Annotated in this window: 25 protein-coding genes; 12 read left to right on the forward strand and 13 right to left on the reverse strand. The window is 62.9% G+C overall.

Translation table 11 applies throughout. The features are described from left to right. The first annotated feature begins 178 nt into the window (after window positions 1–178). On the forward strand, window positions 179–880 hold the full coding sequence (locus GC121_RS02320; RefSeq protein ID WP_370513762.1) for a DUF4136 domain-containing protein: 702 nt from the start codon (window positions 179–181) through the stop codon (window positions 878–880). Window positions 881–957: 77 nt separating this feature from the next. Beyond that, a complete protein-coding gene (locus GC121_RS02325) occupies window positions 958–1,476 on the forward strand; it encodes a hypothetical protein (RefSeq protein WP_151972568.1) in 519 nt (172 codons plus the stop codon). Between the two features lie 6 nt (window positions 1,477–1,482). Here GC121_RS02325 and dut read toward each other — a convergent pair whose 3' ends face one another. The 8 genes from dut to GC121_RS02365 all read right to left on the reverse strand — a co-directional run bounded on the left by dut (window position 1,483) and on the right by GC121_RS02365 (window position 9,419). Beyond that, window positions 1,483–1,941: a dUTP diphosphatase gene (gene dut, locus GC121_RS02330; protein ID WP_151972569.1), complete on the reverse strand. Its 459-nt coding sequence runs from the start codon at window positions 1,939–1,941 to the stop codon at window positions 1,483–1,485. Next, complete coding sequence (locus GC121_RS02335; RefSeq protein ID WP_151972570.1) at window positions 1,934–3,670, reverse strand: phosphopantothenate--cysteine ligase family flavoprotein; 1,737 nt, start codon at window positions 3,668–3,670, stop codon at window positions 1,934–1,936. Before GC121_RS02335 ends, dut begins: the two co-directional genes overlap by 8 nt. A gap of 55 nt (window positions 3,671–3,725) precedes the next feature. Further along, a complete protein-coding gene (locus GC121_RS02340) occupies window positions 3,726–4,835 on the reverse strand; it encodes a hypothetical protein (RefSeq protein ID WP_151972571.1) in 1,110 nt (369 codons plus the stop codon). A 32-nt stretch (window positions 4,836–4,867) separates the two neighbouring features. Next, window positions 4,868–6,025: a hypothetical protein gene (locus GC121_RS02345; protein WP_151972572.1), complete on the reverse strand. Its 1,158-nt coding sequence runs from the start codon at window positions 6,023–6,025 to the stop codon at window positions 4,868–4,870. A 13-nt stretch (window positions 6,026–6,038) separates the two neighbouring features. After that, window positions 6,039–6,452 carry a hypothetical protein gene (locus GC121_RS02350; RefSeq protein ID WP_151972573.1) on the reverse strand — a complete coding sequence of 138 codons (414 nt, stop codon included), beginning with the start codon at window positions 6,450–6,452 and terminating at the stop codon, window positions 6,039–6,041. 86 nt (window positions 6,453–6,538) lie between these two features. Next, a complete protein-coding gene (gene ubiB, locus GC121_RS02355; RefSeq protein ID WP_151972574.1) occupies window positions 6,539–8,095 on the reverse strand; it encodes a 2-polyprenylphenol 6-hydroxylase in 1,557 nt (518 codons plus the stop codon). Window positions 8,096–8,098: 3 nt separating this feature from the next. Continuing rightward, window positions 8,099–8,830, reverse strand: coding sequence for a class I SAM-dependent methyltransferase (locus GC121_RS02360; protein ID WP_151972575.1), 732 nt, complete (start codon window positions 8,828–8,830; stop codon window positions 8,099–8,101). 61 nt (window positions 8,831–8,891) lie between these two features. Beyond that, window positions 8,892–9,419 carry a DUF1993 family protein gene (locus GC121_RS02365; protein ID WP_151972576.1) on the reverse strand — a complete coding sequence of 176 codons (528 nt, stop codon included), beginning with the start codon at window positions 9,417–9,419 and terminating at the stop codon, window positions 8,892–8,894. 91 nt (window positions 9,420–9,510) lie between these two features. On the opposite strand from GC121_RS02365, the gene mutM reads away from it, so the two are divergent. The 6 genes from mutM to GC121_RS02395 all read left to right on the forward strand — a co-directional run bounded on the left by mutM (window position 9,511) and on the right by GC121_RS02395 (window position 15,375). Continuing rightward, on the forward strand, window positions 9,511–10,326 hold the full coding sequence (gene mutM, locus GC121_RS02370) for a bifunctional DNA-formamidopyrimidine glycosylase/DNA-(apurinic or apyrimidinic site) lyase (protein ID WP_151972577.1): 816 nt from the start codon (window positions 9,511–9,513) through the stop codon (window positions 10,324–10,326). A gap of 405 nt (window positions 10,327–10,731) precedes the next feature. Further along, window positions 10,732–10,992: a 30S ribosomal protein S20 gene (rpsT, locus tag GC121_RS02375; RefSeq protein WP_151972578.1), complete on the forward strand. Its 261-nt coding sequence runs from the start codon at window positions 10,732–10,734 to the stop codon at window positions 10,990–10,992. Between the two features lie 543 nt (window positions 10,993–11,535). Then, entirely contained in the window at window positions 11,536–12,939 is a 1,404-nt protein-coding gene (gene dnaA / locus GC121_RS02380) for a chromosomal replication initiator protein DnaA (protein WP_305038603.1), read from the forward strand. A 146-nt stretch (window positions 12,940–13,085) separates the two neighbouring features. Beyond that, window positions 13,086–13,886, forward strand: a complete 801-nt coding sequence (locus GC121_RS02385; RefSeq protein WP_199857711.1) for a HesA/MoeB/ThiF family protein — start codon at window positions 13,086–13,088, stop codon at window positions 13,884–13,886. Window positions 13,887–13,890: 4 nt separating this feature from the next. Beyond that, window positions 13,891–14,220, forward strand: coding sequence for an HNH endonuclease (locus GC121_RS02390; RefSeq protein WP_151972580.1), 330 nt, complete (start codon window positions 13,891–13,893; stop codon window positions 14,218–14,220). A gap of 207 nt (window positions 14,221–14,427) precedes the next feature. After that, on the forward strand, window positions 14,428–15,375 hold the full coding sequence (locus GC121_RS02395) for an alpha/beta hydrolase (protein ID WP_151972581.1): 948 nt from the start codon (window positions 14,428–14,430) through the stop codon (window positions 15,373–15,375). Between the two features lie 3 nt (window positions 15,376–15,378). Here the strand turns inward: GC121_RS02395 and GC121_RS02400 are convergent, their stop codons facing one another. After that, window positions 15,379–16,098 (reverse strand): NAD-dependent deacylase, encoded by a 720-nt coding sequence (locus GC121_RS02400; RefSeq protein ID WP_151972582.1) that lies wholly within the window; start codon window positions 16,096–16,098, stop codon window positions 15,379–15,381. Window positions 16,099–16,215: 117 nt separating this feature from the next. Between GC121_RS02400 and dapB the strand changes: the two genes are divergently transcribed. From dapB to nth, 3 genes are read left to right on the forward strand one after another with little or no spacing between them, the layout of a single operon-like run. Beyond that, window positions 16,216–16,944, forward strand: coding sequence for a 4-hydroxy-tetrahydrodipicolinate reductase (gene dapB / locus GC121_RS02405; RefSeq protein WP_151972583.1), 729 nt, complete (start codon window positions 16,216–16,218; stop codon window positions 16,942–16,944). 43 nt (window positions 16,945–16,987) lie between these two features. Then, window positions 16,988–18,157 carry a M48 family metalloprotease gene (locus GC121_RS02410; RefSeq protein ID WP_151972584.1) on the forward strand — a complete coding sequence of 390 codons (1,170 nt, stop codon included), beginning with the start codon at window positions 16,988–16,990 and terminating at the stop codon, window positions 18,155–18,157. After that, window positions 18,154–18,804, forward strand: coding sequence for an endonuclease III (nth, locus tag GC121_RS02415; protein ID WP_151972585.1), 651 nt, complete (start codon window positions 18,154–18,156; stop codon window positions 18,802–18,804). Before GC121_RS02410 ends, nth begins: the two co-directional genes overlap by 4 nt. Window positions 18,805–18,809: 5 nt before the next feature. On the opposite strand, the gene GC121_RS02420 is transcribed toward nth, so the two are convergent. Genes GC121_RS02420 through GC121_RS02435 form a run of 4 tightly spaced genes read right to left on the reverse strand, consistent with a single transcriptional unit; the run spans window position 18,810 to window position 22,354 of the window. Further along, a complete protein-coding gene (locus GC121_RS02420) occupies window positions 18,810–19,247 on the reverse strand; it encodes an ABZJ_00895 family protein (protein WP_151972586.1) in 438 nt (145 codons plus the stop codon). Between the two features lie 21 nt (window positions 19,248–19,268). After that, window positions 19,269–20,513 carry a dicarboxylate/amino acid:cation symporter gene (locus GC121_RS02425; RefSeq protein WP_370513731.1) on the reverse strand — a complete coding sequence of 415 codons (1,245 nt, stop codon included), beginning with the start codon at window positions 20,511–20,513 and terminating at the stop codon, window positions 19,269–19,271. A 27-nt stretch (window positions 20,514–20,540) separates the two neighbouring features. Next, window positions 20,541–21,680, reverse strand: coding sequence for a succinyl-diaminopimelate desuccinylase (gene dapE, locus GC121_RS02430; RefSeq protein ID WP_234421080.1), 1,140 nt, complete (start codon window positions 21,678–21,680; stop codon window positions 20,541–20,543). Then, the gene (locus GC121_RS02435; RefSeq protein ID WP_151972589.1) at window positions 21,677–22,354 is read right to left on the reverse strand and encodes a glutathione S-transferase family protein; all 678 of its coding nucleotides are present in this window, start codon (window positions 22,352–22,354) and stop codon (window positions 21,677–21,679) included. The genes dapE and GC121_RS02435 overlap by 4 nt, the downstream gene beginning before the upstream one ends. A 208-nt stretch (window positions 22,355–22,562) precedes the next feature. On the opposite strand from GC121_RS02435, the gene GC121_RS02440 reads away from it, so the two are divergent. Continuing rightward, entirely contained in the window at window positions 22,563–24,881 is a 2,319-nt protein-coding gene (locus GC121_RS02440) for an EAL domain-containing protein (RefSeq protein ID WP_151972590.1), read from the forward strand. Window positions 24,882–24,903 lie beyond the last annotated feature (22 nt).

Here is a 24,903-nt window from a genome sequence, read left to right on the forward strand (position 1 = left end):
CGATTCCCGTCCAAACCGCTGCGACAAAGCACTGGATTTACAGTATTTTGCAATTGGCGGTTCAAGCCCGGTTCAGCCTGCCCTTGCTATTGCACGGCTCATCGTCAACAATTCTGTGCGCCGGAGTGGGGGCCGTGCGCCTGCACCTGCTGATCGAAAGAGACGTGTTATGACCCGGATGCCCTTCACCAAATTCGCCGCTGCCGCCGCGCTTGCGCTGTCGGTCGCCGCCTGCGCCACCCCCTTCCGCGCCGATGTGTCGCGCTTCGAAAGCCAGCTTCCGGCACCGCAGGGGCAGAGCTTCTACGTGCTCGCCGATGATCCGGCGCTCGCGGGCGGGCTCGAATTTGCGCTCTATGCCGACCGCGTGGAAGAGGAAATGGCCGCATTGGGCTACACGCAGGCCGCTTCGCCCGAAGAGGCAACGCTGCTCGTGCGCTTCGATTACAGCGTGGATGACGGGCGCGAGCGCGTCCGCTCCTCCGGTTTCGGCTATGGCTACCGCGATCCCTTCTATCGCGGCTGGTATGATTACCCGCGCCGCGTGGCCTTCCGCGACCGGCAGGGCCGCTTGCGCGTCGCCTATGTGCCGGGCCGCAGTTGGGGCTATGGCTGGCACGATCCGTTCTTCGGCCCGGGCGCCGATGTGCGCAGCTACACCGTCTTCACCAGCGGGATCGAGCTGAAGATCGACGATGCGGCAACGGGTGAACGCCTGTTCGAAGGCAGCGCCGAAGCCGCCTCGACCTCGAACCGTCTGCAATATCTGGTGCCCAATCTGGTCGAAGCGATGTTCACCGACTTCCCCGGCAATTCGGGCGAAACGTTGCGCATTTCAATCGCGCCGGAAGACCAGCCGGTGCGCCGCGACGAGCGGTAGGACTGACTACAGGGGCCTCCATCGGCTCGCCCGACTGCTCTTTTCGCGCCATGACCGGACGACTTCCTGAACGCCATATGCATAAGGCCGCGCTCTTCCTCGCTCCGCTGGCGCTCGCCGTGCTGCCGATACCGGCCAGCGCGCAGATCGCGCTTGAAGGGGAAGTTTACGCGCAAAGCGATGGCTGGCGCGTGTCTGTCGAACCACTCGGATGCATTCTGGCGAACCTGCCCGCGGCCGATCGAGTGGAAATCTGGGTCCTACGCACCGATTACGGGGTGACCGACCTCTCAATCCGGCTTCCCACGGCGCTGGCGAGAGACGATTGGGATGCGCCCGTATCTTTGCGAATCGGGGATGTACGCGAAGTGGCCGAAGTGACCTATGCAGGTCAGAGATTGCTTCTCACGCAGCCCCCAAGCGAAGCGTTTATCGAAGCATTCCACACCGAAGGTATAATCGACATTTTCGCGGAAGAACGACGGATCGGGCAGGTCGTTCTCGCCGGGAGTGATGCCGGGTTTACCCAGCTTCTGGAATGCGCAGAGTCGCTGCCGCAGACACCGACAGCTCCGTCTTGGCAACCGAATAACTAATCCCGTCTAAAGCGCCTTGTGCCCGCCCGTAGACCCAAACCCGCCTGACCCGCGTGCGGTTTCGTCCAGTTCCGCCACTTCGTCCCAACGCGCCAGAGTCACCGGAGCCAGCACCAGTTGCGCGATCCGGTCGCCGCGTGCGATCACGAAGTCCGCGTCGCCCAGATTGATCAGGATCACTTTCAGCTCGCCGCGATAGTCGGAATCGATGGTGCCGGGCGTGTTGGGCAAGGTGATACCGTGTTTGAGCGCCAATCCGGAGCGGGGGCGCACTTGCACTTCGTAGCCTGCGGGGATCGCCAGCGCGAAGCCCGTCGCCACCGGATAACGCATTCCCGGCGTAAGCGTCACATCCTCCGCCGCCAGCACATCCATCCCCGCCGCGCCATCGGTGGCGTAAGCGGGCAGCGCGAGGCCTTCGCCGTGCGGCAGGCGCTTGATCTGCACGCCTACTGTGTCAGGCATCGACGGTGAGCCTTGCGGCGATTTCGGTCACGAGCTTCATGGCAACGTCCTGCTTGGTCATCGCTTCCCAATGTTCGACCTGGCCTTCCTTGACCAGATGCACTTCGTTGTCATCCCCGCCCATCACATCACCCGACACATCATTGGCAACGATCCAGTCCACGCCCTTGCTCTTGCGCTTCTTGCGCGCGTTATCGACCACATCGTCGGTCTCCGCCGCAAAGCCGATGAGGAGTTCGGGCCGCTTGGGGCTGGCGGCGACGCCGGCAAGGATATCGGGGTTTTCGGTGAGGATGAGCGCGGGCGGGGCCGAGCCGCGTTTTTTGATCTTGCTGTCGGTGTAATCGCGCGGGCGCCAATCGGCGACGGCGGCGACCATGATCGCCACATCGGCGGGCAAAGCGGCCTTCACCGCCGCGGCCATTTCCTGCGCGCTGCCGACATCGATCCGGTCGACCCCCAGGGGTGTACGCAGATTGACGGGGCCGGAGACGAGCGTGACCTTCGCGCCCGCCGCCGCAGCAGCAGCCGCAATGGCATAGCCCTGCTTGCCGCTCGACCGGTTGGCGAGATAGCGCACCGGATCGATAGGCTCATGCGTCGGCCCGGCAGTGACGAGGACGTGCTTGCCGTAAAGCGGGCGGTGTTCGATATCGCCTTCAAAGCCGGGCTGGCCCGCCAGCGGATCGAAGCTGTCATAGGCCTGATCGAGCGAGCCCTCGCTACGCGCATCGACCGGATTGATTCCCAGCGGATTCACCGGAGCCGCCGCTTCCTCGCCTTCGAATGGCTGCGGCGCGGCCTGGCGGGCGTTGACCGTGTGGTTGATCGCCTCGCGGTCGGTCGGCGGGGCGGCGCTGGCGCTGCCTTTCTTGGCGAAGAGGTGCTCTGCGCCGGTGAAATCGGGTTCGGGCAGTTCGGGGCCGGGAACCACGCCTTCGGGCAGTTCCATATCGGCAAATTCGTCGTCCCATTCCTCCACCGGCTTTTTCGCCGCGCGCGGGATAAGCGAGGAGAGCAGACCGCCAAGGCCGCCGCCGCGATAGGAGCTTTCGTCCTCGTGCTCTTCCTCGCCCCATTCGGGATCATTGTTGCGGCGCGCCAGATAGGCCGCGATGTCCGGACTGGCAGCGCCCGCATCGACGCCGAGCGCGTTGGCGATTTCGAGCCACACGGCTTCGGGTTCGGGCAAGCGGCCGGGGCCGAATTCGCCGCAGGCCATGTCGCCCATATCGGGCTCCATCACATGGACACCGCTGGCGCGTAGCGTCTCGACATTGCGGGTGGTGGCTTCGTGCTGCCACATTTTCACGTTCATGGCTGGCACCGCCATCACCGGCTGGTTAGTGGCGAGCAGCATAGTGGTGGCAAGATCATCGGCAATGCCTGCTGCCATTTTGGCGAGCATATTGGCGGTGGCCGGGCAGACGACCACCAGATCGGCCTCACGGCTCAACTGGATATGGCCGATTTCGCTCTCGTTCTTAAGATCCCACAGCGTGGTGTGCACCTGATTGCCCGACAGCGCGGCGAGCGCCATGGGCGTGACGAATTGCGCCCCACCCTCGGTCAGCACGCAGGTGACGTCGGCACCCCCGCGCTTGATCAGGCGGACCAACTCGCAGGACTTATACGCGGCAATGCCGCCGCCCACGACAAGCAGGATACGGGGTTTGGTCGAGATACCCTCCGGTTCAGCATTGATGCGTTGCTTTAGCACGCCGTTCATATCCGCTCTACGTCCAAGCCGGTGCCTTCGCAAATGATGGTTAAGATTGGCTTAGTTATTCGTGTGGAGTTTTGGCGCGGATGGCGTGGAGCAAATCGCCGATGGCGCGCGGTGCAAGCGCGATGCCCGCAAGATAGAGCGGCATGGTGAGCTGCACCCAGTAGAAATTCTCCGGCCGCGCAACCAGCGCCACGGCAGTGAGGAAGCCCGCAAACCACAGGCAGGCAAACACGCCCATGCGTCCACCCAGCGCCAGCCAGCCGAAGAGCGGGAGGACAAGCAGCGCGGGTTCCAGCCATGCGGGGACGAAGGGAATGGCCGTCAGCTTGGCGAGCGCGGAAAGCGGCAGCATGATCCCGGCAAAGGCGTTCCAGCCGGGCGAAGCGGGATCGCCCGGCAGCCGCGCGGCCTCGACACCCAGCGCGTGGAGATACATCCCGGCCGCGAAAAGCAGGAGCACACCGCCCACCGCTAGTGCCTCTTTCCAGCGTCGCTGCACCAGAGCGAAGGCCAGCCATAGCAGTACGAAGGGCGCGCTCAGCTCGCGCACGGCGAGTGCCAGCGCCGCAAACAGCAGCGCGGGCCACCAGCGGCCCGGCGCATATGCCAGCACCGCCAGCGTCAGGCACAGACCCGCCACCACTTCATGGATCAATGGCGCTTGCGGAATGGTGAGGCCAATGCCGCCCAGCAGCATGGCGAGCGCCGCGCCGATACGTTCGGGCAGGCGCGTGGTGGCTTCCAGCCGCTTGACCAGCAGGATGATCGCGATCGGCAGCCCGGCGAACAGGATGTACCCCAGCACGTCCGCCCCGATCCAGCGATGCGCCATGGCGAGCGTCGGCTGGCGCACGGTGACAAAGGGCGTGGTCGGGTAATTGCTCGCCCGCTGTTCGGCGAGCGCGGCGGTATAGTAATTCTCGCCCGCCACAACCCGCTCAGAAATCCGGCGATACAGCGCGATGTCGCCCTCGCCCTCTTCCAGTTCTTCGGCCTGCGCGGGTGTTTCTGCCGAGGCGGCATCGTCGGGCAACGATGCGGCAATGCTATACGCCATCAGTCCCGCCAGCAGCGCAAGCAAACCCGCCGCCAGCGCGCGCGGGGTGTGGCGCAGCGGACGCGCCATTGCTTCCCAGCGCCCAAGCGGATCATGCCAAATGCTCATGCGCGCCCTTGTGGACGCTGCGCGTTACCGTCTCAATAACCGCGCGCCGAATTCCACAGGCTTCCAAGCGCGCGCGGCGTGAAGGCAAGGCCCACGAACCACACCGGCATAATGGTGAGCGCCCAGTAGAAATTGTTGTCGCGCCCCGCGATCATAAACATCACGCCATAGCCCGCGCACAGCAGGAAGCCGGTCAGCCCGAACGGACTGCGCCAGCCCGCCCAGCCGATCAGCGGCAGCAGCGCGAGCGGTGCAGCGAGCCAGTGGGGCAGCAGGTAGAGCGGGCTGGTGAGCACGATATTGGATGTCCAGCCGGTCAACCCGCGCAAGGCAAGCCAGCTGGGCGAAGCAGGATCGGCGGCGCTGGTCACCGCGTCCACATAGGACAGGTGCAGCAACAATCCGCCGATGAACAGCAGCACCAACCCGCCCCAGGCCATCGCTTGGAGCCTTTCCCCGCGCAGAATCGCAAGCGCGCCCATCAGCATCACGAACGGCAGCGCCAGCTCGCGGATCGCCAAGGCGGCGGCGGCGGGAAGCAGCGCCCAAGCCCAGCGCCCGGGAGCAATTAGGGCCAGCGAAAGCGCCACCAGCAGACCCGCCCAGACCTCGTGCACAAAGACATATTGCGGCTTCAGCCCGATGGTCGATCCCAAAACCACGAGCAGCAGGATATAGCGCAGCTTGCCCGGCCCACCCGGTTCATCGCGCAAACGGTAATGCCACGCGGCCAAAGTACCTCCGAGCAACAGCAAGGCCAGCGCGAACAAACCCCATTGGCCCAGCAGGGCGGCGAGTTGGGCGAGCGTCGGCAGGCGCACGGTCAATCCCGGGCGCACCGGGAAATTGCGGGCGCGCTGTTCGGCCACCGCGGCGGAGTAATAATCCTCACCCGCCGCAACGCGCTCCGCAATCGCACTGTAGAGGGCCAGATCGGTGTCGCGCTGGCGGGTGGCAGGAGCGGGCTGCGGCGCGCTTTGGTCGCTCTCCGCATTCGCCGCACCCGTTTGGGCGGTGCTTTGCTCCGCCGGATAATGGCGGTCGGTCGTGGTGTCGCGCGCGGTCAGACCCGCGCCGAGCAAGAGAAGGGCGAAGAAGGCCAACGCCAACATCGCCGCACCCGGCGCCCAACCGGCAAAGCGATCCCATGGCTGCACGCGCGGACGGATGCGGGATGTCAGACGAGGCACAACCGCAATCCTTTCATTCCGTCAATTCCGGAGCAGCAGCCGCCTGCCGCGCAAAATCGCGCTCGCTCGCCCTTTCGACAACACCACTGCGAATCCGGAAATAGAAAGAAACCCCGTTCAGATTGCGATACACCGGATCGCGGCTCTCGAAATGATAGACACCGCTTTCCAGCAGGGGCGCAGGGGCGAGCGTTTCGACATAGCACGCGGGGGTAAGGCCATAGGTAATCCGGTCGGGATAAACCGCTTCCCAGCCTGCTTCTATGTGTGGATCGCATTCGGGGCGCGCGGCGTCTCGGTCGATCTGCCAGATTATGCCCCTCGCATCGCTCACCGTGTAGCTGGCGTGGCGGAAGCTGGCTTCGGAACGCTGGATCGTTCCATGCGCGAAAGTGAGGTTCCAGACGGGCGGCGGCGTCGTGCTCACCAATTGCGTCCGGATGCTCGAAGGACAGCCGCCGAGCATTAGAGCTGCCGCGGCCGCGCCCAAAGTTACCGCGAGCCGCCTGTTCCTCAGCCTAGCCACCCCAGCACCGTGCCTCCATACACCAGCAATCCTCCTGCCAGCATCGCTACCACATAGCCGCCCCACCCGCGACCCTGCCGTTCGCGGCGGTCCCAGATCAGTTCGACATCCCCCAGCGGCTGCTGCTCGGGCGCGCCGCCTTTGGCGGGGAAGCGGTCTTCGATGCGCCGGACAAGATCGGGAATGCGCAGCAGCGTTTGCGCATCGGTGCGCAATTTGTCGGCGATCGCCGCTTCCGGCCCCAGCTCGTCGCGGATCCAGCTGCGGACATAGGGCGCGCTTGTTTCCCACATATTGATCGAGGGATCGAGCTGCGTCGCAATCCCTTCGACCATCACCATGGTCTTTTGCAGCAGCAGCAAATGCGGCTGGGTTTGCATATCGAAATCGCGGGTGATGGCGAACAGTCCGTCGAGCATCTGGCCCACCGACAACTCGCTCACCGGCTTGCCGCGCATCGGTTCGCCCACCGCGCGCAGGGCGGTCGCGAATTCGCCGACATCGTGATAGCTGGGCACATATTGCGCTTCGAAGTGGATTTCGGCCACCCGCTTGTAATTGCCGGTGATAAGGCCGTAGAGAATTTCCGCCAGCCACTGCCGCGCGCGCAGATCGATCCGGCCCATAATCCCGAAATCGATGGCGACGATGGTGCCGTCGGCTTTCACGAACAGATTGCCCTGATGCATATCGGCGTGGAAGAATCCGCCAGCAATCGCCTGCGTCAGGAAGGCAAGCACCAGACGCTGCGCCAAATCGGGCAGATCCTGGCCTGCCGCCACCAAAGCCTCGCGGTTGGAGATTTTGACCCCGTCGATCCACTCGATCGTCATCACCCGCCCATTGGTGCGATCCCAGTCGATATCGGGGATGTGATAGCCCGCCACCCCGCGCATCGCTTCGGCGAGTTCGGAGGCCGAGGCCGCTTCGCGCCGCAGATCGAGCTCCTGGTTCGTCCAGCGCTTGAAATTGGCGATGGTGAGGCGCGGGCGCAGCCGCTTGGCTTCCCCGCCCAAGGCTTCGAGATGCGCGGCGGCCCATTCATAGGTGGCGATATCTTCGGCAAACTTTTCGCGGATGCCGGGGCGCAGCACCTTGATCGCGACATCGCGCCCCTCGGTGGTGACCGCCTTGTGCACCTGTGCGATGCTGGCCGCGCCGACGGGTTCTTCATCGACGTGGCTGAAAAGCTCTTCAAGCGGGCGTTCGAAACTGCGTTCGATCTGTTCGCGGATTTGCGCAAAGGGCACAGGCGGCAGGCTGTCTTGCAGGCTGAGCAGATTGTGCGCCGCTTCCTCGCCCACCAGATCGGGCCGCGTGGCGAGCGTTTGCCCCAGCTTGATCGCGGCAGGGCCAATGGCGCGAAAGGCACCCGCATAATCGGGCTCTTTGGGCTGCATCGTGCCGAAACGGGCAACGCGCATCAACCGCCGCACTGGCGGCGGGGTGTTGGCGTCGCGCTCGATCCCGCGCAGCGCGCCATGCCTAGCGAGTGTCCGCCCCCATTTCAGGAGACGAAAAATATGGGTAGAGGGGCGGGTCACGCGTTAGATTTTCCACCCCGAATGGATGCACACCGCGCCGCCGAGGATGGGCTCCACTTTGGTGCGCACGAAGCCTGCTGCGCGGATCATCGCTTCGAAATCGACGGGCTTGGGGAAACGGCGGATGCTTTCCGCCAGATAGCGATAGCTTTCCTCATCGCCTGCAATCGCCTTGCCGATCTTGGGCATCAGCTGGTGCGAATACAGGTCATACACTTCCTTGAACCCGCCCCATTCGGTGGTGCTGAATTCCATGCAATAGAACCGCCCGCCGAATTTGAGCACGCGGTGCGCCTCCCGCAGGGCCTTGTCGATAAAGGTCACATTGCGGATGCCGAAAACGATGGTGTAGGCATCGAATTGGCGATCAGGATAGGTCAGCTCTTCGGCGTTCTGGCACGACCATGACAGCCCATCAATGCCGCGCTCCATCGCCCGCTCGATCCCGACATCGAGCATATCCTGGTTGATATCGGCGACCACCACTTCCGCCCCGCGCTCGGCCATGCGGAAGGCGATATCGCCGGTGCCACCCGCCATATCGAGGATCGCCTCGCCCGATTGCGGCTTCACGCGGCGCACAAACTGGTCTTTCCAAAGGCGGTGCATCCCGCCCGACATGGCATCATTCATGATGTCATATCTGCTGGCAACACTGGAAAAGACCCCGCCCACTCGCGCGGTCTTTTCGTCGGGGGCGACATCTTCATAGCCGAAGGAGACGGTATCACTCATGCCCCGCGCCTTAGCCCGTCATCGCCAAGCGTGCCAGCGAAAGCGGCAGAATTTCACCGTTTCAGGCGGCATCTGGCGCGGCGAACATATTGGGGGCAAGGTGGGCGAGGTAATCCTGTTTGCCGATACTCACCCCGTGGCTGCGCAGAATCGCATAGACCATGCTGGCGTGGAAATAGAGATTGGGCAGCACAAATCCGCTCACATATGTCGCTCCGTCAAAACGCATCCCGCCCCCATTGGGAAAATTGACCACGATCTCCTTGCCGTATCCTTGCGCCACGGCAACGGGATCGACCGATTGGAGGAAGGTGATGGTCTGGTCGCAGCGCGCTTTCAGCTCGGCAAAACTCGCCTCGGTATCGGGCATGGCGGGCGGCACTGTGCCCGATAGGCGCGCGGCTGCGCCCTTGGTGATATCCGATGCCAGCTGCACTTGCCGCGCAAGCGGATACATATCAGGCGCAAGCTGCGCTCCGATCAACTCACTTTCCGGCTTTTGCGTGGCCGCCATGTCCAGCCAGAGCTTGATATTGCCAAGCATGGTGATTGAGGGAGCAATGCAGGCGTCATACGGCGTGATGGACAAGGTAAGTCTCCAGTTACGGGCGGATCGAGCCGCAGACCTAGGGACGATGGCAGGCGTGGACAAGCGGCACCGCGCCGCCTAACGCGCGGCCATGCCTGAATTGCCCGAAGTCGAAACAACCGTGCGCGGTCTGGCGCGATTTATGGATGGTGCGCGGATCGAGCGGCTGGTGCTCAACCGCCCCGATCTGCGCTTTCCCTTCCCCGAAGGACTGGTGCAGGCGGTGAGCGGGGCGCGCGTTGCAGGCCTTTCGCGCCGCGCCAAATACGGCCTGATCCATACCGACCGGGCCAGCACGCTGATCTTCCATTTGGGCATGAGCGGGCGCTGGCGGATCGATCCCGATGCGCCCGACAAGCACGATCACCTGCTGATCGAGACCGCGCAACACCGCTTCGCGCTCAACGATCCGCGCCGCTTCGGCTATGTCGATCTGGTCGATACAGCCGCGCTTGAGAGCTGGCCCGCCTTTGCCGCCATGGGGCCGGAGCCATTGGGCGAGGCGCTCACCGCGCAGCATTTGCGCGCCGCGATCAGGGGCCGTAAGCAGGCGATCAAGCTGCTGCTACTCGACCAGCACGTGGTCGCCGGCCTCGGCAATATCTATGTCTGCGAAGCCCTGTTCCGCGCCGGAATCCATCCGGCGAAGCGCGGCGGGCTTGTCTATACCCCCGCGCTCGAACGGCTGGTGCCCGCCATCCGCGAGGTGCTGACCGAATCGATCCGCGACGGCGGCTCGACCTTGCGCGATTATGCGCGGCCCGATGGCGAGCTGGGCTATTTCGCGACAAACTTCCGCGTCTACGGCCGCGAGGGCGAGGCTTGCGTGAATGGCGATGGCGGGGTGATCAAGCGCATCGTGCAGGGCGGGCGGAGCACGTGGTTTTGCCCCGTTTGTCAAAGATAGTGTTCCGCTCGCGCATCCGCGCGAGCATCCTCGGTGCTAATCGCTCCGCTCCGCTGCGCTGCGCGGCACCTGCGGTCGCCCGGTCGGGCTCTGTCGGCAGCTTGTCGCCGCCGATTGCATCGCCTTATTCATTGCGACCTCCTGAAATCGGAGCCGCAGGCGACGACCGAGCGCACGCGCGCGACCCGCAGGTGCCGCGCAGCGGGAGCGAAGCACCCGCGGAGCGAATAGCACCGAGGACGAAGCCGGAGAAACCTCCTCGCAAAACCAATCCCAACAAGACTTGCCTTTTGTCGATACACAAACTAACAGGCGCGCTTTCCGGGCGCTTGTGCGTCCTTCTTACCGATTCTTACAGGATAACCGACCGGCCGTTCGCGGACGGCTGAGAAACAGGACTGAATAATGGCCAATACGCCGCAAGCTGCCAAGCGCATCCGTCGCAACACCAAGCGCGCCGCAATCAACGGTGCCCGCAAGAGCCGCATCCGCGGCTTCATCAAGAAGGTCGAAACCGCCTGCACCGAAGGCGACAAGAAGACCGCTGAAGAAGCCTTGCGCGCGGCCCAGCCGGAAATCGCTCGCGGTGTTGCGCGCGGCGTGATGCACAAGAACACGGCTGCCCGCAAGATGAGCCGCCTGAGCAAGCGAATCGCTTCGCTCTAATTTTATGTGATTCGCCCGCGACACGCGGCTGATTCGCAAATCAGCGCGCGAAATGCGGAACACAATCAGAACAGATTTCGAAGAGGCCGGGACGATGTTCCGGCCTTTTTTTGTGCGCCTGCGAAGCAGCCCGACGCGCGTGGCCCGAATCCTAGGAAATTCAACGATTCGCGGGACTGTCACAAAACTTCCTTCGTCTTTTCAGATACATGAACGGAAGTCTGCGGCCTAGCGCCCTGTCAATGGCCTTTATTTTAATAAATTTGTCACCAAGCCCTTGCCCGCGTGGGTGATGTGTTCATAACAGAATTCGGCTGCGGCGCTCTCTGCCGCTGCCACTACAAACGAGCTTATCGACAGAAAAGACTGGTGCGGGCAGCGCAGCACCGGGCGGGGAAGCTGTGTCTGCTTTGTCGAGGGATTTGGTCAAGGAACAGGGGGCGCCGGGAGGCGTCCGGACGGACGGGGTTTTAAGGGATGATAAGGATGGGCCCGCACAGTGCTCGCTCGGACGCCGCGAGCAGTGAGGAAGCGAAAAAGGCAATGGAAGAACGCGAAGCGCTGGATCTGGCGGCGGACTGGGCAGATATTTGTCAGGGGCTGCGCAAGGATCTGGGGCACCAGCTGTTCACCCAGTGGATCAAGCCGATCCAGCTCGGCAAGCTGAACCGCGAAAACGGCACGCTCGATCTGTTCCTGCCCACCGAATTTGCCGCCAATTGGGTTAAGGACCGCTATCACGACCGGCTGTCGCTGGCCTGGAAGATCGCCTCCTCTACCGTCCGCCATATCGCCATCCAGGTGCATCCCGGCCGTCGCAAGATCGCCGATCTCGATCTGCGCGGGCATGACGGCTTCGGCCACCGCGCCGCCAATGATGCAACGCTGGCGATGGAATCGATCGGCGATGACGGCTTCACCTCCTCGGTCGGGCTCGACCCCTCGCAGACCTTTGCCGCCTTCGTGACTGGCAGCACCAATGTGCTCGCCAAAAACGCGGCAGAGCGGATGAGCAAGGCGGAAAAGCCGCAGTTCAGCCCGCTCTACCTCAAGGCCGCCACCGGTCAGGGCAAAACGCACCTGCTGCACGCCATCGGCCATTCCTATTTGCAGGCCTTCCCCCGCGCGCGCATTTTCTACTGCTCGGCAGAGCGCTTCATGGTGGAGTTTGTGCAGGCGCTCAAATCGAACGAGATGATCGAGTTCAAGGGCCGCCTGCGGGGTTTCGACCTGCTGCTGCTCGACGATATCCAGTTCATCATCGGCAAGGCCGCTGCGCAGGAAGAGCTGCTCTACACGATCGACGCGCTGCTCGCCGAAGGCAAAAGGCTGGTCTTCGCCGCCGACCGCGCGCCGCAAGCGCTGGACGGGGTGGAGCCGCGCCTTCTCTCGCGCCTCAGCATGGGTCTGGTGGCTGATATCCAGCCCGCCGATATCGAGCTGCGCCGCGCCATTCTCGAATCCAAGCTGACGCGCTTTGCGCCCTTGGAAGTGACTGACGATGTGATCGATTTCCTCGCCCGCACGGTCAGCCGCAATGTGCGCGAGCTGGTGGGCGGTCTCAACAAGCTGATCGCCTATGCGCAGCTGACGGGTCAGGAAGTCTCGCTCCAGCTGGCCGAGGAGCAGCTGACCGATATCCTGTCGGCCAACCGCCGCCGGATCACCATCGACGAAATCCAGCGCACTGTTTGCCAGTTCTACCGCATTGACCGCAGCGAAATGTCCTCCAAGCGCCGCGCCCGCGCGGTGGTGCGCCCGCGGCAGGTGGCGATGTATCTCTCCAAAGTGCTCACCCCGCGTTCCTATCCGGAAATCGGCCGCAAATTCGGCGGGCGCGACCATTCGACAGTGATCCACGCGGTGCGCCTGATCGAGGATCTGCGCGAACGCGACGCGGATATGGACGGCGATGTGCGCAGCCTGCTGCGGCAATTGGAGAGCTGATGGCGAATAGTTAATTCGCACATAGTTTCCAGCAACATCCCAGCAGTTGTCGACAGGGTTCTCCACTGGCCCTGTCCACAGCTTCTGCACCTCTAATGCACACCCTATCGACAGGCTCTCCACAGCCTGCCAACAGGGCTGCGCATATGGCCGAGACACCGCATCCGTTGACCGAAGAGCGCCTCCAGCGCTTTGCCCGCCATATCGTGCTGCCCGAAGTCGGGGGCGCGGGGCAGGCGGCTTTGGCGCGCAGCCATGTCGCGCTGATCGGGCTCGGCGGGATCGGCGCGCCGGTGCTGCAATATCTCGCGGGCGCAGGTGTCGGGCGCTTTACGCTGGTGGATGATGGCGATGTCGAGGAGAGCAATCTCCAACGCCAGACCATCTATACCACCCGCGATATCGGCCACGGCAAGGCGGTGGGTGCGCGGCGCTGGCTCGCCAATTTTGACGAGAAGCTGGTGGCCGAGATTCACGACCGGCGCATCGATGCCAATAATGCCGCCGCGCTGATCGGCGGGGCCGATCTGGTAATCGACGGGACAGACAATTTCGCCACCCGCCTCGCCGTCTCCGATGCTTGCGTTGCCGCGCGCATTCCCTTGCTCTCGGCGGCGGTGGGCCGCTTCCAGGGCCAGGTCGCCGCGTTCCAAGGGCACCTTGAAGGCGAGCCGTGCTACCGCTGCTTTGTCGGCGATGCTTTCGATGCCGAGGATTGTGACACCTGCGCGGAAGACGGCGTGCTGGGCGCCATGGTCGGCTGGGTCGGCACCTTCGCCGCGATGCAGGCGGTGCGCCTGCTGATCGCCCCACAGATGGGCGCGGCGGACTGGGGCAGCCTGCACCTGATGGACGGGTTGAAGCCGGGAATGCGCGTGCTGAAAATCGTCAAGGATGCGGCGTGCCGGGCATGTGCGCCCGGCGATGCCGGACAAGGGGAAGGATAGGCTGATGGCCCGCAAGCGCCGCTACGAGTGGGAAACCGAGGAGCCGGAAGACGCGCCTCCGCCGCCGCCCTGCTGGCTCTGCGGTCGGCCCACGTCAGAGGCCTCGCTGGTGTGGCACCACCCCATCCCCAAAAGCCGCGGCGGGCGCGACACGGTGCCGATGCACGCGATCTGCCAGAACACGCTGATTACCAATTTCACCAATTCCGAGCTTGAGCGGCACGGCATGAATGTGGAAGGCCTGCTGGCCGATCCGGCGGTGGCAAAATTCGTCGCCTGGGTGGCCAAGAAAGACCCCGATTTCAACGCGGCTCCGGCGAAAAAGGGGCGCTAAGGCTGGTTCGCCTTATCCCAGCTCCAGCTGATCGACGCGCCTTTACTCCGTAAAGGAGCGCGGCGGATGGCTGTCGCCTGCCGCTGGTGGTCGGGTTGAAACCGGCAATGCGGATGCTGAACATTGTCAAAGACCCCGCTAGCAAGGGCTGCGGCTTGACGCGGTAAATAGTCGGACTAATCTCCAACCATTGGGAGGAGTGACTCGATGGTAACAGGATTCTTCGTGCGCCGATTGGCGCCGGGTTTGGCGGCACTGGCATTGTCGGTAGCGGCACTGCCCGGCTCCGCGCTGGCGCAGGACGAAATGACCGCAATCGCTGTGCCCGATCAGCCCACCGCCATCGTGCTCGGCACCGGCCCCTTGCCCGGCGCATCGGCGGGCGAAAGCTGGCATATGCAATATGGCAGTCACTTTGCCCGCAATGTGGCCGAGGCAACGCTCACCCCGTTCCTGCCTGATCCTGCCATTGCCAATGGCACGGCAGTCGTCGTCGCCCCCGGCGGCGGGTTCCGCACGCTGAGCATGGAGAACGAAGGCTGGGATGTCGCCCGCGCACTTGCTGCGCGGGGCGTTGCCGCCTTCGTCCTCAAATACCGGCTGAACCCGACGCCGCCCACGCTGGATGAATTCGTAGCGGGTGAGCGCGCACGCTTTTCGGGCGATGCCCCGCCCCCGCCACGGCCATCACCAGCCGAACGAATGGCAGGCATCGCCCCGATGCTGGAAGACGCGACGGCTGCTTTCGCGCTGATCCGCGCCAATGCCGAAGAATGGGGCATTGATCCTGCTCGCATCGGCATGGTCGGCTTTTCCGCCGGAGCCATGCTGACGATGGCGACCGGGCTTGATGAAGGCGATGCCGACCCGGCATTCATCGGGAACATCTACGGCCCCCTTTCGGCGATGGGTGTGCGCCCGGATTCGCCGCCTTTGTTTGTTGCGCTGGCCGCAGATGATCCGCTGTTTCCCGAAACCGACTTCGGCCTGATCCGCGAATGGCGCGCCGCAGACATTCCGGTCGAATTCCATTATTACGAACAGGGCGGCCACGGCTTTGGCATGTATCCCAAAGACACGACCAGCACGGGCTGGTTCGATGCCTTTGCCGCGTGGATGACGATGCATGGCTGGATGGAACGGGAAGGCGGCTGAGCGTTAAGCAGGCTGTCTTGGGCTTGGGAATGAAGCGCTGAGAACGTCCCCCACCCACTCCGGCACCAGTTCGCTCGCCGGGCCGAGCCTTGTCTCGGCAAACCAGCGCGAGCCTGCGCTTGGCTCCAGATTCAGCTCTACGGTGCGCGCGCCTGAGCGGTTCGCTTCCTGCACAAAGCCCGCCGCCGGGTAGACCGCACCTGAAGTGCCGATGCTAACGAACAGGTCGGCCCGCGCAATCGCAGCGTAGATCTCGCCCATACGATAGGGCATTTCGCCGAACCACACGATATCTGGCCGCAGCGCCACATCACCGCAGGCGGGGCATGGCGGGCCGTTGCGCAAGGGGCCGGTCCAGCGGTGGCGCGCATCGCAGCTTTGGCACCATGCGGAAAGCCCTTCCCCGTGCATATGCAGCACGCGGCGCGCGCCGCCGCGTTCGTGCAAATCGTCGATATTCTGGGTGACGATCAGCAGCTCCCCGCTCCACTCCGCATCCAGTCTGCCCAGCGCAAGATGCGCCAGGTTCGGGGCTGCTGCGAGGATGCTGGCCCGCCGCTCGTCATAGAACCGCTGCACCAGGCCGGGATTGCGGGCAAAGCCCTCGGGCGTCGCCACTTCCTCCACCGGATGGTCTTCCCAGAGGCCATCCTCCGCGCGGAACGTCTTGAGGCCGCTCTCGGCGCTGATGCCTGCGCCGGTCAGGATCACGATGTTGTTCATGGGCGCACACTCCCCAATTCCGTTCGTCCTGAGCTTGTCGAAGGACTGCCTTTTCTTCTAGCTAGTCCGACAAACAAGGACAGCCCTTCGACAGGCTCAGGGCAATCGGAGGTGGGTTTGGCGAAAATTGGCATTATCGGCAGTGAAGGGCGCATGGGGCAGGCAATTGCCGCCGTGCTGGCGGATAGCGAACACGACTTTGGCGGCGGAGTCGATCGTGACGAGCAGGCATTCGAACTGGCCGGCGAATGTGATGTGCTTATCGACTTTTCTTCACCGCAAGCTGTTGAGAACAATCTTCAAGCTGCAATGAGTGCGAATATTCCCATTCTGATAGGCACCACAGGGCTTGGCGCATTGGAAATGGGCCAGATCGATGATGCAGCGCACGACATCCCCGTCCTGCAAACGGGTAACACCTCATTGGGCGTCACGCTGCTGGCACATCTGGTGCGCGAGGCGGCATCGCGGTTGGGGCCGGATTGGGATATCGAGATCCTCGAAATGCATCACCGGCACAAGGTGGATGCGCCTTCGGGCACCGCGCTGCTACTCGGCGAAGCGGCGGCAGCGGCGCGCGGCATCGACCTTGCGAGCCATAGCGAGAGCGGGCGTGACGGCCATACCGGCGCGCGGGCGGCAGGCGCGATTGGCTTTGCCGCCCTGCGCGGCGGCAGCGTGGCGGGTGAACATTCGGTGATCCTTGCCGGAACCGAGGAGCGGCTCACACTCTCCCACTCCGCCGAAAACCGCAGCATTTTCGCGCGCGGTGCGGTGCGTGGGGCCGCGTGGCTTGTCGGCCAACCGCCGCGCCGCTATACGATGCAGGATGTGCTTGGAATCTAGGTCATAATCCCATAGAGGGCGGCGCAAATATGTGGGGGCCTTCATGACATTCGATCCGGCGGCGGCGACGCAGGCCTATCTGGCGCAGCTGAGCGCGGCAGAACTGGCGCTCGCCCGCGACTATACCACCGGCAATCATTGGCTAATTCTGGGCGGGTTGGTCGTTTCCGCATTGGTCAGCTGGCTGATCGTGCGGAGCAATGTGCTCGACAAGCTGTCGGCGCGCTTGCAGAACCGCGGGTTTGCTTTGCACGTGCTGCTGGTGGGGGGGGTGTTCCTGCTGCTCAACACCATGCTTTCCAAGCCGTGGACGCTCTACACCGATTGGTGGCGTGAGCTGCAATACGAGCGCACCAGCCAGCCGCTTGGCGACTATCTGTTGCAGAGCGGCATCTCCACACTGATTACCACGTTGCTGGGCGCGCTCCTGCTGCTGGCGCTGTATACGCTGATCCGCCGCTCGCAGCATCTGTGGTGGGCCTGGGCTTCGGCGCTAGTGACGGTGACGTCGGCCTTTGTCCTGCTGCTCTCGCCCGTGCTGGTCGAGCCGTTGTTCAATGATTACCAGCCCATCCCCGAAGGCGAAGTGCGCGATGCAGTGAACGCGTTGGCGGCGGAGGCAGGCGTGCCCGAAGATCATGTCTTCATGTTTGACGGGTCGCGCCAGTCGAACAATTTTACCGCCAATGTCTCGGGCGTGGGCGGCAGCGCGCGGATCGCGATTTCCGATGTGGCGCTCACTTCCGCTTCGCTCGATGAAGTCAAAGCGGTGACGGGGCACGAGATCGGGCATTACGTGCTTGGCCATGTCTGGCGCATGGTCGGCTTTGTCACCATCGCGGCGATGCTGGTCTTCTTCCTGACCACGCGCAGCTATGGCACTTTTGCCCGGCTGTTCGGCTGTGACGCGGGGATTGCCGATCCGCGCGGCCTGCCCGTGCTGTTCTTCGTCATCGGCCTGTTTGTGACGCTGGCCCAGCCTGCGCTCAATGCTTTGACGCGGCTGGGGGAGCGCGAGGCGGATGTCTATTCGCTCGAACACGTCGGCCTGCCCGACGGGCTGGCGAGCGCGCTGATGAAGACCGCTGAATACCGCTATCCGCTTGCAGGGCCGGTGGAAGAGGCGTTGTTCTACACCCACCCCACCGTGGCCAACCGCGTGCGCCGCGCGATGGAGTGGAAGGCAGCGCACCAGACGGCAGCCGAAGAGTGACCAAAGACCAGATTTTCGAATTCTTCCGCCGCCTGGCCGAGGACAATCCGGAGCCGGAGACCGAGCTGGAATATGGCAATGCCTATCAGCTGGTGGTTGCAGTGGCTTTGTCCGCGCAGGCGACCGATGTCGGAGTGAACAAGGCGACGCGGGCGCTGTTCGCCAAGGTGCAAACGCCCCAGCAAATGCTCGATCTGGGCGAAGAGGGGCTGCGCGAGCACATCAAGACCATCGGCCTGTTCAATTCCAAAGCGCAGAACGTGATCGCGCTCAGCCAGCTCCTGATCGACGAATATGGCGGCGAAGTGCCCGATACGCGCGAAGACCTTGTGCGGCTGCCCGGCGTGGGCCGCAAGACGGCGAATGTCGTGCTCAATTGCTGGTTCGGGCAGGAGACCTTCGCGGTCGACACCCACATCTTCCGCGTCGGCAACCGCACTGGCCTCGCCAAAGGCAAGACGCCCGAAGCGGTCGAAGCCAAACTCGAAAAGCGCGTGCCCCAGCCCTTCCGCCTCGGCGCGCATCACTGGCTGATCCTGCACGGCCGCTATACCTGCAAAGCACGCACGCCCGAATGCTGGCGCTGCCCGGTGGCGGATTTGTGCAGTTTCCGGAAGAAGGTGTTGGAGAAGCCTAAGGGGCGGTGACAGACCTATTGATTGACTAAGTTCTTGGTCATCAGCCAGGCTATCAATGCACTTCCCAGAGTGACCAGGGTCGTGGTCACGATGGCCAAAGAGAGCATTATGAAAGCAAAGGCTTGATTACTGATTCTGGAAGAACCTTCTCCTAGCAATATCGCCAAACCTTCAATTGAAATTGGTAATCCAGCGTCGACTAGCAAAGCAAAACTGTAGCCACTGGTAAGAGCCAGTTCGGCCAGACCGGTGCCAATGGCAAAGCGCCAAATTTCGCTGCTGCTCAACCGTCTATTTTCACGTCTACCGAACCAGTACATGGCGCCTGCCGAGGCAGCGAGTACCCCCAACCAGGTTAAGTCGGGAATAGCATCGGTCACAAATGATGCGGCAAAGACGGAACCAAGAACGATAAGTCTTAGCAGAAAGTATGCGCCAACATACCTGATCATCGTCCTGTTCCCTAGGCTGCCCTAAACATCGTCCGCCGAGATCATTTCCGCCTTGTCGATTTCGCCCAGCACGCTGGCCACGGTAGTCGCTACGGCAGCATCGCCAGTGACATTGGTGGTGGTGCGCATCATGTCCATGATCCGGTCCACGCCCGCCACAAACGCAATCGTCTCCAGCGGCACGCCGACCGCGCCGAACACCAGCGCCATCATAATGAGGCCCGCACCCGGAATGCCCGCCGCGCCGATGGCGCCCAGCGTCGCCAACACCGAGATGAGGAAATACTGCCCCCAGCTCAAATCCACGCCGAAGATGCTCGCCCCAAACAGCGTCGCCAAGCCCAGATACATCGCCGTGCCGTTCATATTGATCGTCGCGCCGAGCGAGATCACGAAGGCGGCGATGGAGTTGGGGATGCCGAGATTGCGCTCGGCACAGCGCAACGTCACCGGCAGCGTCGCGTTGGAGCTGGCGGTGGAATAGCTGACCGCCATCGCGTCCACGATGCCGCGGAAGAAATCCACCACCGGCAGCTTGGCGATGAATTTGATGATGGCGGAATACATCACCAGAATGATCAGCAAACAGCCGGTATAGTTGAGCACGACGAGCCAGCTCAGCGCCTTCAGCGCATCGACGCCCAGCGTGCCCGCCACCCACGCCATCAGCGCAAAGACGCCGAAGGGGGTCAGCTCCATCACGATCATCGTCACCTTCTGCATGATGACCGAGCCGCTATCGAAGATTTTCTTGACCGGTTCGCCCTCTTCCTTGGCCATCAGAATGCCGATGCCGATCAGCAGGCTGAACACGATCAGCGGCAACACCGCGACATCAGCCATCACCTGCACCGGGCTTTCGGGCACGATGGACAGGATCATGTCGACCGCAGTCGTCTCGTTGGGCTCAGGCGTGGCTACGTCTGGCGTGCCCAGCGCCTCGCGGCTCGGGAACAGGCCAAGATTGACCGCACCGGTGCCCAGCGCAAGGCCGAGCCATACAGCGATCTGTCCGGTGACGAGGAAGAGCAGCATCGCCCGCCCGCCGACCGCGCCCAGTTTCCGCAAATCGCCAATCGCAGCAACGCCCGCGACAAGGCTGAAGAAGATCAGCGGGACGACCAGCATCTTGATCGACTTGATGAAGAAATCGCCGATCCACTTGATGCTTTCGGCTTCCGGCCCCCAGAACAGCCCCAGCGCCACGCCAAGGATCAAGGCCCCGATCACACGCTGCCACAGCGGAATTGCGAACCAGAATTTCATCAGTCGAGACCCCTCATTATATGCTCGTCAGGTCGCCAAAGCGTCCTCGGCAATCCGCTTGTAAATCCGGTGTAGCGCATGAAGATCGGCGATGGCTACCGCTTCGTCGGTCTTGTGCATCGTCGCGTTGACGAGGCCGAATTCGATCACCGGGCACAAATCCCTGAGGAACCGCGCATCCGATGTGCCGCCGGTGGTGGAGGCTTCGGGCTCCACGCCGGTTTCTGCCGAGATCGCCTTGGCAATAATGTCCGAAAAAGCGCCGGGCGGGGTCAAGAACGGCTCTCCGCTGATGACCGGTTTGGCCACCCCGCCATGCTTGGCGGCAATCGCGCTGACCATTTCGGACAGCGACGCGCCCGAATGCTGGTCGTTAAAGCGGATCGACACCCGCGCCCGCGCCATGCCGGGGATCACATTATGCGCCTTGTTGGGCGCGTTGATTTCGGTGATTTCGAGATTGCTCGGCTGGAACCAATCGGTGCCCTCGTCGAGTACCAGCGCGTCCAGCTCGGCCAGGATTGCGACCAGTTTGGGCAGAGGGTTATCGGCCAGATGCGGATAGGCGACATGGCCCTGCGTCCCCGCTACCTCGACCCAGATATTCACCGAACCGCGCCGTCCGATCTTCATCATGTCGCCCAGCCGGTTGACCGAAGTCGGCTCCCCCACCAGGCACAGATCGGGGCAAATGCCCTCCCCCCGCATATAGTCGATCAGCGCCCGCGTGCCGTGCAATGCGGGGCCTTCCTCGTCACCGGTGATGATAAAGCTGAGCGTGCCAGCCTCTGCCGGAATCTCCGCCGCTGCCGACACCATGCAGGCAATCGCGCCCTTCATATCGACCGCGCCGCGACCGTAGAGCAGTTCGCCGCGTTCCTCTGGCGCAAAGGCATCGCTGGCCCAGTCCGGCCCCGGCGGCACCACATCGAGATGCCCGGCAAAGGCGAAATGCTTCGAACCTTCCGGCCCGTGGCGGATGGCGAAGAGGTTTTCGACCGCTTCCTCCTCCGACCCTTCCGGCCCCTCGCCGCGGGTGAAGCGATGGACGGCAAAACCCAGCGGCACGAGCATCTCTTCGAGCATCGCAAACACCGTACCGCGCGCCGGGGTCACACTTGCGCACGCGATCAGGTGCTTGGCATTGGCGAGCGGATCGGAACTCACGCCTTCTTGCCCACTTCTTTGCCCACTTCGAATTGCGAGATCGTCCACTCCTCGGCCGAAGCAGCCTCCACCCATTGCTGCATCCAGTCATGTTCCCACACCGCCTGCATATAGGCCTCGGCAAAGCCGGGCACGCCGATGCCATAGGACAGGAAACGGCTGACGATGGGGGCGTAGAAGATGTCCGCCGCGCTGAAAGTGCCGAAGAGGAACGGCCCGCCCTTGCCAAAGCGTGCCCGCGCCTCTGCCCACAGGCCGAGAATGCGCACGATATCGGCCTTCACCGCATCGTCCAGCTTCACATTGGCCCGGCCCCTGATGTTCATCGGGCAGGCACGGCGTAGGGGCAGGTAGGAGGAATGCATTTCAGCGACCATCGCCCGTGCCATGCCGCGCGCATCGTCGGGCTTGGGCCAAAACCGGTCGCGCCCCACGCGATCGGCGCAATATTCGAGGATGGCGAGGCTGTCCCACACCACGGTTTCCCCGTCCCACAGCACCGGCACCTTGCCTGCCGAGGGGTGGAAATCGCCCAGCTCCTGCTTTTTCGCCTGCCAGTCATCGCCATCGATATGGACCGTCAGTTCCTCGAAATGCAGGCCGCTCTGTTTCAAGGCGAGCCAGCCGCGCAGCGACCAGCTGGAGTAGTTCTTGTTACCGATAATGAGCTTCATGATCTGCCGGAATTCCCCTGTCCGGCAAGGGTTAGGCGTTCAGCATGGCGCTGTCGAGACTGAACGTTGGGCGGTGCCCGCCCTGCGCAGCGAAAGTGAACCGGCAGGTAAGTAGAAATCAAAATGTAAAAAATTTCGGGAATGTTAACCATCCTCTGCGAAAGCGGAGCCTCCTACGCCCGTATTGGGCGCTTTTGCGAGGTGATGGGTGGCCGAAAGCAACCCGACACAGACGGCCAAGGCCCGACGCTCCGAGCGGTTCACGCACGCCCTTTGGGCGGGCGCGGTGGCGCTCGTGCTGTCCTTTATCGCCTTGTTCGAGCCGCTGGATTCGGTCGTCTGGGCGACGCAAGACCGGATGGCCGCGCAAGACGCGTCGGGCGATATCGTATTGGTGTCGAGCGACACCAACCTTGCCGATCCCGATTTCCCCGAGCGCCGCAGCAATCTGGCCGCAGTCATCCGCCAGCTGGACGCGGCGGGCGTGGAAGCGGTGTATATCGACCAGGTGTTCGAACGTCCCTCCGACCCGGTGAGCGATGGCGAACTGAACGCGGCACTCCGCAACTTCTCGGGCGATGCCTTTTTGGTGTCGAAGGTGCGGACAAATGCAACGGGTGCATCGCAGATTGTCAGAACCGATCCGTCCATCGGTACAGGCGTCCAAGAAGTCGCAAGTCGCCATTACACTTGGTATGCCGGCTTTGTGTGGGACGCGACATACTACGTCGAGCAAGACGGACTGCGCCTGCCCAATCTCGGGATGCATCTTGCTGGCGTAGAGGAGCGCGCAGGTGAGAGCTTCTTCATCAATTATGGCTTCAAGCGCGACAGCATTCCGGCATATGCGGCAAGAGACCTAATCCTCACGCCTGATCTCCTTTCGGCGGTGGACGGCAAGACCGTCGTCATAACCGGCGCAGGGGCCGATCAGGTTGAAGAGTACAGCATTCCGGGACTGACCAACGTTCGCGGTAGCCTCATCCACATTTATGCCGCCGAGACGCTGATGGCGGGTCGGCATGATTCCATTCCGGTGCTGCTTACGCTGTTTGTCTTCATCGCGCTCCTCCTTGGCGCTGCTTGGCTGCAGTCGCGAAAATTGCGGCGGGTGCTCTATCTTGCGATGTGCCTCGGCCTCCCGATTATCTTTGTGGTCACGGCCTATGCCGGGGTGCGGGTGTGGCTCACCGATATTGCCGTGATGCTAGCACTCTTCGGCGCGCTGCGCGGGCGCGCATCGTGGAAAAGCTCGTTCGCGCTGATCGATGCCGAAACCAATCTGCCCACCTTTGCCGCGCTCGAAACCGAGCGGCAGATCGCCGAAACTTTGCCGGGTCTGATTGTGGCAAAAATCCACCGCTTCGAACAGGTGAAGCGTACCCTGCCGAAAGAATTGCACGGCGAATATATCCTGCGCATCATTGCCCGCCTGAAAGCCGCGACACAGGACGCGACCATCTATCGCGGCGAAGGCAATATGATTGCCTGGGCGATGGACGAGAAAGACCCCGGCCTGCTGCAAGAGCATCTGGAGGGCCTGCGCGCGCTGTTCGCTTCGCCGCTGATCGTGGGCGAAGCCCAAGTCGATGTGGGCATCACTTTCGGCGTCGATATCACCCCCAGCCCCAATGTCGCGCGGCGACTGGCGGCAGCGGTTGCGGCGGCAGAGCACACAAACGAAACCTATGATCCCATCGCCATCGCCGACAGCACCTCGGAAGAAGATCTGATCTGGAATATCTCGTTGCAAGCGCGCATCGACGCCGCGCTGTCGAGCGGGGAAATCTATCTGGCCTACCAGCCCAAGATCATGGTGCAGACGGGCGAGATCATCGGGGTCGAGGCGCTGGTGCGCTGGAAAGACCCGGTGAAGGGGCACATTCCGCCCGACAATTTCATCCGCCAGTGCGAGACCGCCGGGCGCATGAGCCATCTCACGCGCTTTGTGCTCGAAGAAGCCTGCAAGGCGGGCAACGCCTTTGCCGCGCGCGGGCTCAATATCCAGATGGCGGTCAATATTTCCGCCACTCTGGTGCACGAACGCGCGATTGTGCAGATGGTATCGGATGTGTTGACCAAAACCGGGTTCGAGCCACGCAGCCTGACGCTCGAGATCACCGAGACCTATCGCATCTCGAATATCGACCGCGCAGCCGAAGTACTGGACGGGCTTCATCGCCTTGGCGCGAAGATCTCGATGGACGATTTCGGCGTGGGCGCGGCGAGCTATGAAGCGCTACTGCGCCTGCCCTTTGATGAACTCAAGATCGACCGGATGTTCGTTGCCCGCATGGCCACCGAACCCAAAGCGCAGGGGATTGTCCAGAACATCCTGCGACTCGGCAAGGATTTGCGAATCATCGTGGTTGCCGAAGGGGTTGAAGACGCAGGAACACTGCGCTTGCTGCGCGATTCGGGCTGCCTGGTGGCGCAAGGATACGGCATTTCGCGTCCGGTCGAGTTTGATCGAATTCTTGAATTTCAGTCGGATAGCGCAGCGCGCCAGCGCCAGAACATGGTTTAGCGTTTACAAACGAGCCTGGTTA

It is taken from the genome of Erythrobacter sp. EC-HK427 (assembly GCF_902498745.1).
Taxonomy (GTDB): Bacteria; Pseudomonadota; Alphaproteobacteria; order Sphingomonadales; family Sphingomonadaceae; genus Alteraurantiacibacter.